Consider the following 14,605-nt stretch of genomic DNA (forward strand, 5'->3'; position numbering starts at 1 on the left):
GAGGCACCGCATGACCCAGCACCCGCGCCCGGCCCGCCGACCGGTCACCCTGTTCACCGGACAATGGGCCGACATGCCCTTCGAGGAGGTCGCCCGGCTGGCGAGCGAGTGGGGGTACGACGGTCTGGAGATCGCGGCCTCCGGCGACCACCTCGACCTGGCCCGCGCCGAGGAGGACCCCGACTACCTCCCCGCCAAGCAGGCCGTCCTCGACCGGTACGGGCTCAAGGTCTGGGCGATCTCGCACCACCTCGGCGGCCAGGCCGTCTGCGACGACCCCATCGACTTCCGCCACCAGGCCATCCTGCGCGCGTCGGTGTGGGGCGACGGCGACGAGGAGGGCGTGCGGCAGCGGGCCGCCGAGGACATGAAGCGCGCCGCCCGCGTGGCCCGCCGCCTCGGCGCCGACACCGTGGTCGGCTTCACCGGATCGAAGATCTGGAAGTACGTCGCCATGTTCCCGCCTGTCCCGCAGTCCGTCATCGACGACGGCTACGAGGACTTCGCCCGCCGCTGGAACCCGATCCTGGACGTCTTCGACGCCGAGGGCGTGCGCTTCGCCCACGAGGTCCACCCCTCCGAGATCGCCTACGACCACTGGACGAGCGTGCGGACCCTGGAGGCTATCGGCCGCCGGCCCGCCTTCGGCTTCAACTGGGACCCCTCGCACATGCTCTGGCAGGGCGTCGACACCGTCGGCTTCATCACCGACTTCGCCGACCGCATCTACCACGTCGACTGCAAGGACACCCGGGTCCGCCCGCAGACCGGCCGGTCCGGCATCCTCGGCTCCCACCTGCCGTGGGGCGACCCGCGCCGCCGCTGGGACTTCGTCTCCGTCGGCCACGGCGACGTGCCCTGGGAGGACGCCTTCCGCGCCCTCGCCGCGATCGGCTACGACGGCCCGATCTCCGTCGAGTGGGAGGACGCCGGCATGGACCGCCTGCACGGCGCCGCCGAGGCCGTCGAGCGGATCAAGGCCGCGCTGTGGCCGCTGCCCGAGGCGTCCTTCGACGCTGCGTTCAGCAACCAGTGACCGACGGCCCCGCCCCCGCGAGGGTGCCGGGCCGCACCGCGCCGGGGCCGAAGCGGCGGCGGGCCTTGTCCGCGGCGGCCTCCACGGCCCGGGCGCGGTCGGCTCCCGGGTCGAGCGAGAGCTGACGGTGCGCCGCGGCGGCCGGGCGGAGGCCGTCGGCGCGGACGGTGAAGGCGCGCACGCGCGCGCGTTGCAGCCCGAGACCGGCCAGCAGCGTGAGCGCGGTGCCGGCCAGGGCCGGTGAGTGACCGGTGGACTCCGGCAGGGCGCGGGTGCGCGTGGTGGAGCTGCGGTCCGCGTACCGCACGGTGAGGGTGAGCCGCCCGGCGGCCCGGCCCTGGCCGCGCAGCCGCTGCCCGAGCTGATCGGCGAGACCCAGGACGGCGCGGTGCTGCTCGGCCGGGTCGAGACAGTCGCGGTCGAGGACCAGGTCGGCGCTCAGGTGCTCGGCGGGCTCGGCCGGGACGACCGGGCGCGGGTCGTGGCCGCGGGCGCGCTCGGCCAGCAGCCGGGCCTGCGTGCTGCCGAGGAGCCGTTGCAGGGTCGCGGGCGGCAGGTCCGCGAGCTGTCCGATGGTGTGCAGCCCGTACTTGCCGAGCGTCGCCGCCGTGCTGCGGCCGATGCCCGGCAGGGCGGCGACCGGACGCGGCGCGAGCCACTGGGCGGCCCGCTCGGCGGGCACCCAGGTCGTGGCCTCCGGTGCCGAGGCGTCCGCCGCCATGGCCGCCAGCATCCGGTTGCCCGCGAGACCGGCGCTGCACTCGATGCCGTAGAACAGCTTCAGCCGGAGCAGCGCCGTCTGGACCACGTCGTACGGGGACATGTCGAAGTAGCGGAGCGCCGAGGTCAGGTCCAGCTGGACGGCGTCCGGCGGGACGGCCTGCACGTGCGGCGTGATCCCGGACATCAGTTCGATTATTTTTTCGAACTGCTCCTCGGTCAGCCGCGCGTGCAGATGGAGATGGGCGATGTGCCGCCGTCGTGTGCTCATCCCGCGCTCCCCGGACTCCTGTGACCGAACTTCTTCAGATCCGCCGACCGGCTGCCCGCGGGCTGGAGGTCGGCGTACGGGTGCAGACGGGCGCCCGTGGTGCCGTTGGCGAGGGTGCGCCGCGGCTGGGCGGGCGTCGGATGCGGACGGTCGGCGCCGAGCAGGGCGAGCGCCGCCTCGGGGCCGTTGTCCCGGCGGGCCGCGGCGATCTCGTCCAGGTCCCAGGCCATGGTGCCGACCACGGTGCGCCGGGTGCCGCGCACCTGGACCGTGCCGCGCACCAGGAGCAGCCCGCTGTGGAAGACGGTGTGCGCGCAGGCCGGGTGGGAGTCCTCGAAGAACGCCAGGTCGACCAGGCCCGCGCCGTCCTCCAGGGTGACGAAGATGATCCGCTTGCCGCTGGCGATCGGCGGCGTCTGGGTGGAGGCCCGGACCCCGGCGACGAGCACCTGCTGCCCGGCGCGCAGCCCGGCCAGATGCGCCGCGTCGGTCGCCCCGATCTCCCGCAGCAGCCGGTGGTGGTGCTCCATCAGGTGCTTGGAGACATCGAGGCCGAGGGTGTTCAGCTCGGCGCTCATGGTCTCCCGGGACGTCAGGTCCGGCAGCCCGCTGGGGTCCTGCCCGCCCACCGCGCCGGTGTCGAAGGGGAGTTGGCCCTCGCCCGCGGACCGGGTACGGGACTGCCGGTGCAGCTCCGCGATCTGGAGCAGCAGATCGCGGCGGGTGAGCCGGCCGTCGTGCAGCGGGGCCAGGGCGCCGATCTCGGCGAGGCGTTCGGCGGTCGGCCGGCTGGGGCGGGCCCGCTGCCAGAAGTCGGACAGCGAACCGTACGGCTGCCCCTCCTCGATCCGCGCGGCCTCCTCCTCGCTGATGCCGCGCACCTCCGACAGCGCGAGCCGCACGCCCCACCGCTCCCCGTCGGTCTCCTCGACGATGTGCCGTACGCGCGAGCGGTTGATGTCGACGGGCAGCACCGGCACCCCGTTCCGGCGGGCGTCGGCGACCAGGACGCGCTTGGGCCACATGCCGGGATCGTGTTCGAGCAGCCCCGCCAGCAGATACGCGGGGAAGTGAGCCTTGAGCCAGGCGCTCTGCAACGCCGGCACGGCGAACGCGACCGCGTGCGCCCGGCAGAACCCGTAGGCACCGAACGCCTCGACGGTCTTCCAGACCTCCTCGCGGACCGCGTCGCTGTAGCCGCGCGCCCGCGCACAGCCGTGGAACCAGTCCCGGATACGGGGCAGCCGCTCCTTGTCCCCGAGCGCGCGCCGGGCGATCTCCGCCATGGCGCGGTCGCAGCCCGTCAGCACCGACAGCGTCTCGATGATCTGCTCGTGCCAGATGGTCACGCCGTAGGTGTCCGCGAGCACGGGCTCCAGGTCCGGGTGCGCGTACCCGGGCGTGCCGCCGTGCCGGGCGGCGATGTACCGCTCGGGCATCCCGCCGGCGACCGGCCCGGGACGGAACAGGCTGATGTCGGCGATGACGTCCTGCGGATCGCGGGGCTGGAGCCGCGACAGCAGGTCCTGCTGGCCGGGCGACTCCAGCTGGAACAGGCCCAGGGTGCGGCTCTCCTGGATGAGCTTGAACGCGAACACGTCGTCGAGCGGCACCTGGTCCTGGTCGTCCAGGTCGACGTGGTTACCGGTCGTGCGCTCGATCTCCGCGACGGCATGGGCCATCGCGGACTGCATCCGCACGCCCAGGACGTCCAGCTTGATGTTGCCCAGCGCCTCGATCTCCTCCTTCGCCGCCATCGCCATCGGATAGTCGCCCTGCGGGGTCGGCTGCACCGGCAGCCGGTCCAGGAGCGTGGCGTCGCTGATGACCACACCGCAGGGGTGCATCGCCATGCCGTGGACCAAGGAGTCGAGCCCCTCGGCCAGCTCCCACAGCGGCCCGTACCGGTGCGCCTGCGCCGCGAGCCCGCGCAGCTCCGGCAGCTCGGCGAGGGCACCGGTGATGTCGCAGGCGCGCAGGTGCGGGAAGCTCTTGGCGATCCGGTCGACCTCCGCGGGCTCGATGCCCAGGGCGAGCCCGACGTCGCGCAGCGCCCGGCGCGCCCGGTAGGTCTCCGGCATCGCGGTGACCGCCACCCGCTCCTTCCCGAACCGCTCGAAGATCACGTCGTAGCACTCCAGGCGCCGCGCGGACTCCACGTCGAGGTCGATGTCCGGCAGCGAGGCCCGGCGCACGCTCAGGAAGCGTTCGAACAGCAGCCGGTGTTCGAGCGGATTGGCCGTGGCGATGCCCAGCGCGTGACAGACCATCGAGCCCGCGCCCGAACCACGCGCGGCGACCCGGATCCCCTTCGCGCGGATGTCGGCCACGACCTGCCCGATGGCCAGGAAGTACGCGTCGTAGTTCAGCTCGGAGATCACGGCGAGCTCCTCGTCGAGCCGCTTCAGGGCGGCCGGGTCGCGGTCCAGGCCGCGCCGGGCCAGACCGGCCTCGGACTGCTCGCGCAGCAGCCGGGCCGCGCCGCCGGTCCGCGGCGAGGCGCCGAACAGTTCGGGCTCGGGGAGCTTGTGGGTGCCCAGGCCGAGGTCCGCCACGGGATCCACGGCGCAGGCGGCGGCGGTGGCCGCGGTGTCCGCCAGCAACTGCCGCGCCCGCGTCGGTCCGGCCCCGGCGCACTCGGCGATCATGCGTGCGACGTCCGCCATCGCCGCCTCGTCCTTGAGCCAGCGCTGTCCGCTGTCGAGGCGGCGCCGGTCGATGGGGCGCAGCAGCCGCGCGGCGTCCAGCACGTCGGCGACGCGGTGCTGGTCGGGGTCGGCGTACCGCACCGCGTTGGTGAGGACGGCGGTGGTGCCGGTGCGGTCGGCCAGGGTCAGGGTGCGGGCGGCCAGACGGAGGGATCCCGCCCCTGTGCTGAAACGTTTCTGCGCAACCGCTTCGAGCCGCACTCCCGTCCCGAAGGCCTCCTGCCATGGGGCCAGCAGCTTCCGTGCGACGTCCTCCCGGCCCACGGCCAGCGCCCGGACCGGCTCGGAGAGGGGGCCGAGCAGCACCGCCAGGCCGGGGCCGCCGTGCTCACGCAGCGCCTCCCACGGCGCGACCGGCATCCCCGACGGGGTGGTCGCGGCGCGGGCGTGGGCGGCCGAGGTGATCCGGCACAGCCGGGCCCAGCCGGCCCGGTCCTGTGCGAGCAGGACGACCCGCAGCGGCGGCTCGATCACGTGCGCCCCGCCGCGCGCCGGTGTGCGGCGGCGCTGGGCGGGCGGCGGGGGAGCGAGCGCCTCCACGGCGAGGTCGATCCCGAAGACGGGCCGGATCCCCTCCGCCGCGCACGCCTTGGCGAATCGAACAGCGCCGGTGACCGTGTCCCGGTCGGTCAGCGCGAGGGCCGGCATGCCGCGCTGGGCCGCCCGGCGTGCCAGCTGCTCGGGGTGGGAGGCGCCGTAGCGCATCGAATAGCCGGAGGCGACATGCAGGTGAGCAAAGCCCGTCATGCCACACCTCCATCGCTTTGCCCCCTTCGCCGCTTCTGTCCGACCATTCAATCGTACTCGCGTTCGATAACCTCGCTAAGCCTAGCTCAGTGTTCGAACATTTGATCGCATCGGGAGAGGTGGCGAAGGCTAAAGTGCCCGCATGACGAGCGAGCCGCGCCTGTGCGACATCACCCCCGGCACCATCGACGCCGCCCTCGGCGTGCGGGTGCGGCCGGACCAGGAGCATCTGGTGGCGCCGGTGGTGAAGTCGCTGGCGGAGGCGTACGCGCATCCCGGGGTGGCCTGGCCCCGGCTGATCGTCGACGGGGAGCGGACCGTCGGGTTCCTGATGGCCTTCTTCGGCATCGACTGGACCGGCGACGGCACCGACCGCCGCTCCGGCCTGTGGCGGCTGAACATCGCGGACGGCGAGCAGGGCCGGGGCTACGGCCGCTTCGCCGTCGAGGCCGTGGCCGACGAACTGCGCCGCCGCGGCGGCACCCGTCTGTTCGTCACCTGGCATCCCGGTCCGGACGGCCCCGAGGGGTTCTACCTCGCCCTCGGCTTCCGGCCGACGGGGGAGACCAGCGGCGGAGAGACGGTCGGCGAACTCGTGCTGGAGATCTGAGGGTCTTTTCCGCCGAGGGCTATCGGGGTGAGGGGCGGGGTGCTCGGTGCGTCCAGGGCGGCGTGATCCGCGCACCGTCCGCCAGCTCCGCCTCCAGTCCCACCGATGTCGTCACCCACATCGTCGCCAGGGTGTCCGTGGGGTTCTCCACCGCGAGCGTCGTGCCCGCGTTCACGATCGCCGTGTCGCCGGCGGTGACGGTGTGGCTCTCGCCGTCGAGGGTCAGCCGCAGCGTTCCCGTGAGCAGGTGCAGCACCTCCTCGTGGGTCACGGTGTGGGCCGGGGCCCGGGTGCCGGCCGGGATCTCGCCCCGCCAGGCCGCCAGTTGGGCGCTGCCGGTGCGGGGAGTGGCGTACGAGACGAAGCGGGCGCCGTGCATCTCGTGGACGACGGCCTCCGACGCGCGGACTACGGGCATGTCTCCTCCTTTGTGGTCAAGCAACTTGGTCAAGCGACTTGACCATATGGTCAGGCTGCTTGACCATTTCGTCAAGGGTGTTTCAATGCGAGGGTGCAGAAGACCGAAGCCCTCGCCCTGTCCGCCGCCCTGATCGCCGCCGCGGGCGACCTGACGCAACGCCTGCACGAGGGCGTCGTGGCCAGAGGGTTCGACGGGCTGCGGCCCGTGCACGGCTTCGCGTTCTCGCGGCTGTCCGCCGGGGACGCCACCACCACCGAACTCGCCGCCCATCTCGGCGTGACCAAGCAGGCCGCGAGCCAGCTCGTCGACGAGATGGTGCGCAAGGGGTACGTGGAGCGGCGGCCGCACCCGCACGACGCGCGGGCCCGCCTCCTGGTGCTCACCGAGCGCGGCCGGGCCTGCACCCGGGCCGCCGAGGAGGCCGCGGGGGAGGCCGTGCTGCCCTGGGTGGAGCGGTTCGGCGAGGAGCAAGTGCGGGCGCTGACCGCTCAGTTGCTGGCCATCGCGCCGGGCGGGCCGGTGCGGCCGATCTGGTGAGCCGGCGGTGACATGCCGACGCCCCGGCGGGCCACTCGGCCCGCCGGGGCGTCGGAAAAGGGAAGGGTCAGCGGCTGTGCCGGCCGCCGCCCGCCACCGCGCGCCGCCGCACCGAGGCGAACAGGCCCGCCGCGCCGATCGTCAGGGCGGCCGCACCGCCGATCGCGATGTACGAGGTGGTCGCGTCGCCTCCGGTCTCCGCGAGCCGCTCCGAACTGCCGTCGGTGGACGGAGTGTTGCCGTCGGTCGAGGCCGCTGCCGCCTCCGTCGACGGGGACGCGGATCCGTGGTCCTCGTGCGCGGTGGCCGTGTCGCCGTCGCCGCCCATGTCCATGCCGCTGTGGTCCACCGTCGACTTGTCGGCGTCCTCGGCGATCTGCTCGTCGGAGGGCGCCGAGGCCGCCGGAGCCGCCGCCTCGCCCGTGGACCCGGAGCCGCTGCTGCCGCCGTACGTCACGTCCGAGCACGAGTAGAACGCCTCGGGGCTGTCCGAGCGCTGCCAGATCCCGTAGACCAGCTGGCGGCCCGTGCGCTCGGGCAGCGTGCCGGAGAACGTGTAGTAGCCGCCCTCGGCCACCGGGTCCGTCTTCGTCGCCACCGGGTGCTCCAGGTCCAGGTCGGACCAGGCCAGCGGCTTCGAGGCGTCGTAACCCTGCTTCGTCACATACAGGTTGAAGGTGCCCTTGTGCTGCGCGGTCACCTTGTACTTGAAGGTGTACGCGCCCGCCGAGACCTTCGTCGCGGGCCAGTCGTCGCGCGCCAGGTCCATGCCCTTGAACTCCTCGGAGTTCGCCGAACACAGCTTGCCGTCGGGGATCTTCGCCTGGTGCTGCCCGCCCGCGTCACCGATCCGGATGCCGTTCCAGTCGTATAGGGCCTGCGAACCGCCCGCCGCGACCGCCGCCTTGCACGCCGCGGAGGCGGGGTTCTCGGCGCCCTCCGCGTAGCAGGCCGCGACCCGGCTGACCGGGTCGCCGAGCGTGCCGTGCGCGGCGGCGGGCGTCGCGGAGAAGGCGGCAAGGGCGGTGGCGCCCGAGGCGACGGCGGTGAGCGCGGTCAGCGTACGGCGTGTGGGCATGGGGGCTCCTCGGTCTGGTCCGACGTGGGGGTGTGCCAAGGAAGTTAGCCCGCGAAAACGCCCCGTCCGGCCCTTCCGGGGGCCCCGGGACGATCTTTATGACCCCCTTAAGGCAGGGCTCAGCCGGGGATCAGAAACGGCGCAGCCCCGCCGGGAACCCGGTGGTGCGGGCGGCGGGGCGGTGGCGTAGACAAGGAGACATGAACGAACAAGCGCGTACGGGAACGGGCGGGGAATCGGCATCAGGGGCCACGGAGCCGGGACTGCGCGTCCGCCCGGCGGTCGCCGCCGACGTACCGGCCGTCAAGGCCGTCACCGACGCCGCGTACCACCCCTACATCGCCCGCATCGGCGTCGTCCCGCAGCCCATGGAGGCCGACCACGCCGCGAACGTCGCGGCGGGCCTGGTGCACGTCATCGGGGACCCGGACGTCATCGGGCTCGTGGTGGTGGAGGCCAGGCCGGACCATCTGTTCCTGGACAGCGTCGCGGTCCACCCCGACGCCCATGGGCGAGGGGTGGGCCGCCGCCTGCTCGGCTTCGTCGACGAGCACGCGCGCGCCCTCGGTCTGCCCGAAGTCCGGCTCTACACCAACGCGTTGATGCGGGAGAACCAGGAGATCTACCCGCGCTACGGATACGAGGTCATGGAGCGCCGCGTCGACGGGCCCTACGACCGCATCCACTACCGCAAGCGGCTCTGAGCTCTTCTGCGGAGCATCGGGGCGCCTACTCGTCCGGCCACCACGTCTTGCGCACGTCCTTGCGCACTTCGGGCCGCTCCCGGGTCCGCTCGACGGCTTCTTCCCGCAGCCGGCGGGCGATGGTGCTCTGCCCGACGGGCTTGTGCATGGTCACTCGGCGCATGGGTGCCTCCTGTACCTACACGGTCTCCAACGTGGTGCCGTTGTAGACCTGTTCCCGGAGCCTGGCTCATCGAAGCGCATTTGTCAGTGGCGGTTGTCACGGAAGAAGCGGGCGTGCGCCCCCGGACGGCGGACCTCGATGTCAGTGCCGCGTGGTCTGATGCGGGACATGAGCGAGAGACCCGAGAGCACAGTCACTCCCGTCCCAGGAGCTTGGGGGCGCATCGAGGCACGACTGAGCGCACACGCGCCTGTGACGTACGCCACGTCGCGACCGCCGGAAGCGAAGGGGCGAGCGTGAGTACCAGCGACACGTGGGACGAGGCGGCGGCCACCTTCGACGACGAGCCGGACCACGGGCTGCGGGATCCCGGGGTGCGGGCGGCCTGGGCGGAGCGGCTCGGCGGCTGGTTGCCCGAAGCGCCGGGGGCGGTGCTCGACCTCGGCTGCGGCACCGGCAGCCTGTCGCTGCTCGCGGCCGAGCGGGGGCATCGGGTGACCGGGATCGACAGCGCCCCGCGCATGCTGGAACTGGCCCGGCGCAAACTGGCGGACCGGGCCGCCGAGTTCCATCTGGGGAACGCGGCGGAGCCGCCGGTGCGGCCGGGCGCGTACGACGTGGTGCTCGTCCGGCACGTGCTGTGGACGCTGCCCGGTCCCGAGGACGTGCTGCGGCACTGGCTGACCCTGCTGCGGCCCGCGGGGCGGCTGGTGCTGATCGAGGGGGTGTGGGGCGAGCTGAACCCGGTGGGCATCCCGGCGGACCGGATCACCGGCACCCTCGCACCGCTCGTCCGCGAGGTGCGGCACACCCCGCTGTCGCAGGACGCGCGACTGTGGGGCGGGCCGGTGCGCGACGAGCGGTACGCGGTGGTCGCGCTCAGCTGAGGAGCGCGGGGAACTCGCCCTGGCGGGCCAGGAGTTCGAGACCGTCGAGGGCCCGGACCGCCGCCTGTGCGGCGGCCGGGTCCCGCTCGACGAGCCCGCTGTCGGCGAACTCGTCCTCGTCGAGCCGGATCACCTCGCCGCCGTCCGGCGAGACCCACAGATCGAGGTCGAGATCCTCGGAGAGCAGGTCCCCGTCGTCGCCGCGGACCACCGGGCGGGTGATGTCGCAGTACCAGCCCTTCAGGGTGCCGTCGCCCGTCCGCACCTCCTTGACCGCGTACCAGCGGTCGCGCCAGTAGTGCTCGGTGAGGACGTCGCCGGGCGCGAACTGCACGAAGCCGAAGTCCCGTACACCCTCGCTCGCCCACGCGGCGCGGACCACCACGTGCGTGCCGTCGTCGCGCAGCAGCGCCGCCGGATACCTGATCTTCGTCCGCCCGGCCTTGACCAGGCGGACGTGCACCGCGTCAGGCGTCGAGGGTGCGGACATGGCGGATCTCCTTCGCGTCGAACGTGTAGCCGAACCAGGCGTTGATCGCGAGCATCGGCCCGTTGCCCGCGTCGTTGCCCGTGTACGCCACCGTGGTCCCGGCCTCCCGGGCGCGGTGCAGCGAGTCGTTCTTGGCCAGCTTGGCGAGGCCCCGGCCGCGGTGGGCGCGGGCCGTGCCGGTCATGCCCGACCAGTAGCGGCCGTCGCCGTCGGTGTGGGCGAGGGTGAACGCGGCGGGGCTGCCGTCCACCACGGCCACCGACGTCAGCTCGTGGTCGAGCAGCGGATGGTGCCAGGTCTCCGCCAACCACTGCTCGTAGTCGGCGAGTTCGGTGGCGATGTCGCCCGGCTCGTCGGCCGCCGTCTCCGCGTCGAGGGCGAACAGGGGGCGCGGATCGGCCGCGTAGTCGGCGGCGGTGCGCAGTTCCACGCCGGGCGGGACCGGGCCGCGCGGCGGCAGGGCGTCGTCGGGGGTGAGGTCGAGGCGCAGGAAGTGGGCGCTGCGGCTGGGCTTGTAGCCGTGGGCCGCCGCCCACTTCAGATTGCGCTCGCCGTCGATCGCCCAGCAGAACACCTCACGGGCGCCGTGCCGGGCGAGATGGTCCTCGGCGGTGCGCAGGATCAGGCTGCCCGCGCCGCGGTTCTCGTGGTCCGGGTGGACGTAGACGTTCGCGTAGCCCTGGCCGGGCTGCGGGCTGTCGTGCGCGATGCCGACCTGCGCGGTGCCGATGACCGTGCCGTCGTCCGTCACCGCGATCAGCTGGCGGTAGTGGGCGTCGGGGTGGGCCCGGGCCGCCTGGTGGGCGACCGAGGCGGGGGTCGCGAGCATCGCCGGCACGCAGGCCCGGCGTACTCGGGTGAAACCGTCCACGTCGGACGGGGAGTCGAGGGACAGCGTACGAACGATCAACGTCATGGGGCCGGACGGTACGCGCCGGTCGGGCCCGGGTGCCTCTCATTTTCCGGGGCTGCGGGAGAATCGGGGCCGTGACCCTGAAGATCCGGATTGACGACAGCGCGGCCCCCTATGAGCAGGTGCGGGCGCAGATCTCCGAGCAGGCCCGGGGCGGGACGCTGCCCGTGGGGTACAAGTTGCCCACGGTGCGGGGGCTTGCCGAGGAGTTGGGGCTTGCCGCCAATACGGTGGCCAAGGCTTATCGGGCGCTCGAGGCGGACGGGGTGATCGAGACGCGGGGGCGCAACGGCACGTTTGTCGCGTCCGCTCGGGATGCGGCTTCTCGGGAGGCGGCTGTCGCGGCCCAGTCCTACGCCGACCGCGTCCACCGTCTCGGCCTCTCGGAAGAGGCCGCCCTCGACGCCGCCCGCGACGCGGTACGGGCCGCCTATTCCTAGCCCGCCTCTCGCCCGCGGCATCTCGTCGTGGCTGGTCGCGCAGTTCCCCGCGCCCCTGAGGCATGCGCTGCGCGCAGCCTCCCCTACAGAGGCTGCGGCTCCGCCGCGCCTCTGTCGATGAGATGCCGCACGAAGTGCGCATCTCAGGGGCGCGGGGAACTGCGCGACCAGCCACGACGGTGGCGCACCCGACCACGCACCCTACAAATACAACCCCGCATCAGCCCCGCCCCGCTGATCCGGCACAGCCGTCGGAGACACCCCGCGGCGGAGGGCGTAGAGCTCGGCCAGGGTCGCGCCGTCGCGGGCCAGCCCCTCCTCGGTGCCCAGCCACGTCACCGATTCGCGATGCGTCAGCGGGCCCACCTCGATGCGGGCGAGACAGCGGCCGGGCCGGACGACCGCGGGGTGCAGGCGTTCCAGGTCCTCGTTGGTGGTCACGCCCACCAGAACGTTCCTGCCCTGCCCCAGCAGCCCGTCCGTGAGATTCAGCAGCCGGGACAGCGCCTGCCCGGCGGTGTGCTTGGCCTCACCGCGGATCAGCTCGTCGCAGTCCTCCAGGAGGAGCAGCCGCCAGCGGCCCTTCGCCGTGCCGTCGTCCTCGCCGATCGCGATGTCCATCAGGTAGCCGACGTCGGAGAAGAGCCGCTCCGGGTCGAGGACGCAGTCCACCTGGCACCAGTCGCGCCAGGACCGGGCCAGGGTGCGCAGCGCCGAGGTCTTGCCGGTGCCGGGCGGCCCGTGGAGCAGGAGCAGACGGCCCGCGATGTCCTCGGGCCGCGTCTTCATCAGGCCGTCCATGGCCTCGGCGACCGGCGCCGTGTAGTTCGGCCGGACCTCGTCCCACGTACCCGCCGAGATCTGCCGGGTCGTCCGGTGCGGCCCGCGCCGCGGCGAGACGTACCAGAACCCCATCGTCACGTTCTCCGGCTGGGGCTCGGGCTCGTCGGCGGCGCCGTCCGTGGCCTGCCCGAGGATCTTCGCCGCCAGCTCGGCGGTGGTCGCCGTGACCGTGACGTCGGCGCCCCGGTTCCACCGGGAGACCAGCAGCGTCCAGCCGTCCCCCTCGGCGAGCGTCGTACTGCGGTCGTCGTCGCGCGCGGAGCGCAGGATGCGGGCGCCCGGCGGCAGCAGGGTGGCCCCGGACCTGACCCGGTCGATGTTGACCGCGTGCGAGTGCGGCTGCTCGCCCGTGGCGAAGCGGCCGAGGAAGAGCGCGTCGACGACATCGGAGGGCGAGTCGCTGTCGTCGACGCCCAGCCGGACCGGCAGCGCGTCGAATGGGTTCGCAGACATACCGCCATGATCCGGCAAGTGCGGGCCGTGCGCATGGAATTTCCGCAGCGCGTCACCCGCACCCCACGCCACACCCGGCACCCCGCCCGTCGTTACGAGGCTGTGGCGGTGGACCCTGCCCGTTCGTCAACTCCCCTGGTTACCCTTGTCCTTGATGGCATGTCATGGGTGGAATTCGGACGTGCGGCGATGGCGGCTCATCGCCCTGATCGGCGTGGCGACGACCGTGCTGGCCCTGGTGCTGACGGTGCTCAGCACCCTCCCCGACAGCCGGGGCAGCATCGCCGGCACCTCACCCGACGGCGACAAGGTCCACGGCACACCGGTGAGCCCGCCCCTGGAGGAGGGCCCCACGGTCGGCTGGGGCTTCACGCACACCCAGCACTCGGCCGACGAGGGCGCGGCGAGCGCCGTCACCCGCGCGGAAAAGCTGCTCGGCGAGCGGCCCCTGCCGCAGAACCAGGCGATCATGGGCTGGGGCGCGGACAACCCCGAGCCGGTGAAGAGCCGTTACGACTTCGACGCGCTGGACCGCCGCATCGACTTCGTCCGGGCGTCCGGCGGCACCCCCGTCATCACGCTGTGCTGCGCGCCCGACTGGATGAAGGGCGGCGCGGCGGGCGTCGACAGAACGAACTGGACGCAGCGGAACCTGGAGCGGGCCCCCGACGCGGACCACTACCGGGACTACGCGAACCTGGCCGCGACCGTCGCCAAGCGCTACCCGGACGTACGCCACTTCATCGTGTGGAACGAGTTCAAGGGATTCTGGAACGACGACAGGAGCCGCTGGGACTACGAGGGCTACACGAAGCTGTACAACCTCGTGTACGCAGCGCTGAAGAAGGTCGACAAGCGCATCAGGGTCGGCGGCCCCTACCTGGTGATGGACAGCCTCGACCCGAAGCAGACCGAGGGCGCCTCGGACGCCGTCACGGGGCCGTGGGGCCGCCTGGACCAGCGGATCGTCGACGCCTTCACGTACTGGAACAGGCACAAGGCGGGCGCGGACTTCGTCGTGGTCGACGGGGCGAGCTACACGAACGACGACGAGCTGCTGCCGGACGAGTTCGCGGCCACCGACAAGTTCACGGCCGTCAGCGAGTGGATCGAGCGGCAGACCGGCGATCTGCCGCTGTGGTGGGCCGAGTACTACGTGGAGCCCGCCGACAGCAGGGACGAGCGCCATGGCTGGAGCGAGCCGCACCGCGTCGCCGTGCAGGCCGCCGGAATGATCGCCCTGGCCAAGGGCGGTACGACGTCCGGCTTCTACTGGAACCCGGAGGACGAGAAGGGCCGTTCCTGCGCCGGCTGCCTGTGGCGGCCCACGGACGGCGCGGGCGGCGGGGGAGCGCTGCCCATGTACGGGCTCGTGTCGAGGTTCGACGAGGAGTTCGGCCCGGGCACGACGTTCACCACGGTCTCCGTGGCCGCCGACGACGTGCCGCACGTACGGGTCCTCGCCGACGACCGGGCCGTGCTCGTCGTGAACACCCTGAACCGGCCGATCAGCGCGAAGGTCGACGGCAAGCGGTTCCGGATGCGGGGCTACGAGGTGAAGTGGCTGAAGCGCTGACACCGGGG

Annotated in this window: 15 protein-coding genes; 7 read left to right on the top strand and 8 right to left on the bottom strand. The window is 72.9% G+C overall.

The window, feature by feature from the left end; genetic code table 11:
- Positions 1-10: 10 nt before the first annotated feature.
- Positions 11-1,036: a sugar phosphate isomerase/epimerase gene (locus K377_RS27005; RefSeq protein ID WP_111666134.1), complete on the top strand. Its 1,026-nt coding sequence runs from the start codon at positions 11-13 to the stop codon at positions 1,034-1,036.
- Here the strand turns inward: K377_RS27005 and K377_RS27010 are convergent.
- Together K377_RS27010 and K377_RS27015 are read right to left on the bottom strand one after the other, a co-directional pair.
- Positions 1,023-2,027 (bottom strand): ImpB/MucB/SamB family protein, encoded by a 1,005-nt coding sequence (locus K377_RS27010; protein WP_111666135.1) that lies wholly within the window; start codon positions 2,025-2,027, stop codon positions 1,023-1,025. The two genes, K377_RS27005 and K377_RS27010, sit on opposite strands and share 14 nt — an antisense overlap.
- Positions 2,024-5,482, bottom strand: a complete 3,459-nt coding sequence (locus K377_RS27015; protein ID WP_111666136.1) for a DNA polymerase III subunit alpha — start codon at positions 5,480-5,482, stop codon at positions 2,024-2,026. The genes K377_RS27010 and K377_RS27015 overlap by 4 nt, the downstream gene beginning before the upstream one ends.
- A 142-nt stretch (positions 5,483-5,624) precedes the next feature.
- Here K377_RS27015 and K377_RS27020 point away from each other — a divergent pair, with 142 nt between their 5' ends.
- On the top strand, positions 5,625-6,092 hold the full coding sequence (locus K377_RS27020; protein ID WP_111666137.1) for an N-acetyltransferase: 468 nt from the start codon (positions 5,625-5,627) through the stop codon (positions 6,090-6,092).
- A 19-nt stretch (positions 6,093-6,111) separates the two neighbouring features.
- Here K377_RS27020 and K377_RS27025 read toward each other — a convergent pair whose 3' ends face one another.
- Positions 6,112-6,510, bottom strand: a complete 399-nt coding sequence (locus tag K377_RS27025; RefSeq protein ID WP_111666138.1) for a cupin domain-containing protein — start codon at positions 6,508-6,510, stop codon at positions 6,112-6,114.
- A 93-nt stretch (positions 6,511-6,603) separates the two neighbouring features.
- On the opposite strand from K377_RS27025, the gene K377_RS27030 reads away from it, so the two are divergent.
- Complete coding sequence (locus tag K377_RS27030) at positions 6,604-7,050, top strand: MarR family winged helix-turn-helix transcriptional regulator (RefSeq protein ID WP_111666139.1); 447 nt, start codon at positions 6,604-6,606, stop codon at positions 7,048-7,050.
- A 67-nt stretch (positions 7,051-7,117) separates the two neighbouring features.
- Here K377_RS27030 and K377_RS27035 read toward each other — a convergent pair whose 3' ends face one another.
- Positions 7,118-8,128, bottom strand: coding sequence for a lytic polysaccharide monooxygenase (locus tag K377_RS27035; protein ID WP_111666140.1), 1,011 nt, complete (start codon positions 8,126-8,128; stop codon positions 7,118-7,120).
- A 200-nt stretch (positions 8,129-8,328) separates the two neighbouring features.
- On the opposite strand from K377_RS27035, the gene K377_RS27040 reads away from it, so the two are divergent.
- Entirely contained in the window at positions 8,329-8,832 is a 504-nt protein-coding gene (locus tag K377_RS27040) for a GNAT family N-acetyltransferase (protein WP_237551712.1), read from the top strand.
- A gap of 25 nt (positions 8,833-8,857) precedes the next feature.
- On the opposite strand, the gene K377_RS41765 is transcribed toward K377_RS27040, so the two are convergent.
- A complete protein-coding gene (locus K377_RS41765; RefSeq protein WP_181512653.1) occupies positions 8,858-8,995 on the bottom strand; it encodes a hypothetical protein in 138 nt (45 codons plus the stop codon).
- Positions 8,996-9,291: 296 nt separating this feature from the next.
- Between K377_RS41765 and K377_RS27045 the strand changes: the two genes are divergently transcribed.
- A complete protein-coding gene (locus K377_RS27045; RefSeq protein WP_111666141.1) occupies positions 9,292-9,882 on the top strand; it encodes a bifunctional 2-polyprenyl-6-hydroxyphenol methylase/3-demethylubiquinol 3-O-methyltransferase UbiG in 591 nt (196 codons plus the stop codon).
- Here K377_RS27045 and K377_RS27050 read toward each other — a convergent pair.
- Positions 9,875-10,372: a DUF402 domain-containing protein gene (locus tag K377_RS27050; protein ID WP_111666142.1), complete on the bottom strand. Its 498-nt coding sequence runs from the start codon at positions 10,370-10,372 to the stop codon at positions 9,875-9,877. The genes K377_RS27045 and K377_RS27050 overlap by 8 nt on opposite strands.
- Entirely contained in the window at positions 10,350-11,288 is a 939-nt protein-coding gene (locus K377_RS27055) for a GNAT family N-acetyltransferase (protein ID WP_111666143.1), read from the bottom strand. The genes K377_RS27050 and K377_RS27055 overlap by 23 nt, the downstream gene beginning before the upstream one ends.
- A 71-nt stretch (positions 11,289-11,359) precedes the next feature.
- On the opposite strand from K377_RS27055, the gene K377_RS27060 reads away from it, so the two are divergent.
- A complete protein-coding gene (locus K377_RS27060; protein WP_111666144.1) occupies positions 11,360-11,725 on the top strand; it encodes a GntR family transcriptional regulator in 366 nt (121 codons plus the stop codon).
- A 201-nt stretch (positions 11,726-11,926) separates the two neighbouring features.
- Here the strand turns inward: K377_RS27060 and K377_RS27065 are convergent, their stop codons facing one another.
- Positions 11,927-13,021, bottom strand: coding sequence for a DUF5925 domain-containing protein (locus K377_RS27065; RefSeq protein WP_111666145.1), 1,095 nt, complete (start codon positions 13,019-13,021; stop codon positions 11,927-11,929).
- Positions 13,022-13,175: 154 nt separating this feature from the next.
- Between K377_RS27065 and K377_RS27070 the strand changes: the two genes are divergently transcribed.
- The gene (locus K377_RS27070; protein ID WP_111666146.1) at positions 13,176-14,597 is read left to right on the top strand and encodes a xylan 1,4-beta-xylosidase; all 1,422 of its coding nucleotides are present in this window, start codon (positions 13,176-13,178) and stop codon (positions 14,595-14,597) included.
- The last annotated feature ends 8 nt before the right edge of the window (positions 14,598-14,605 follow it).

This window comes from Streptomyces sp. PsTaAH-137, from assembly GCF_003259365.1.
Lineage (GTDB): Bacteria > Actinomycetota > Actinomycetes > Streptomycetales > Streptomycetaceae > Streptomyces.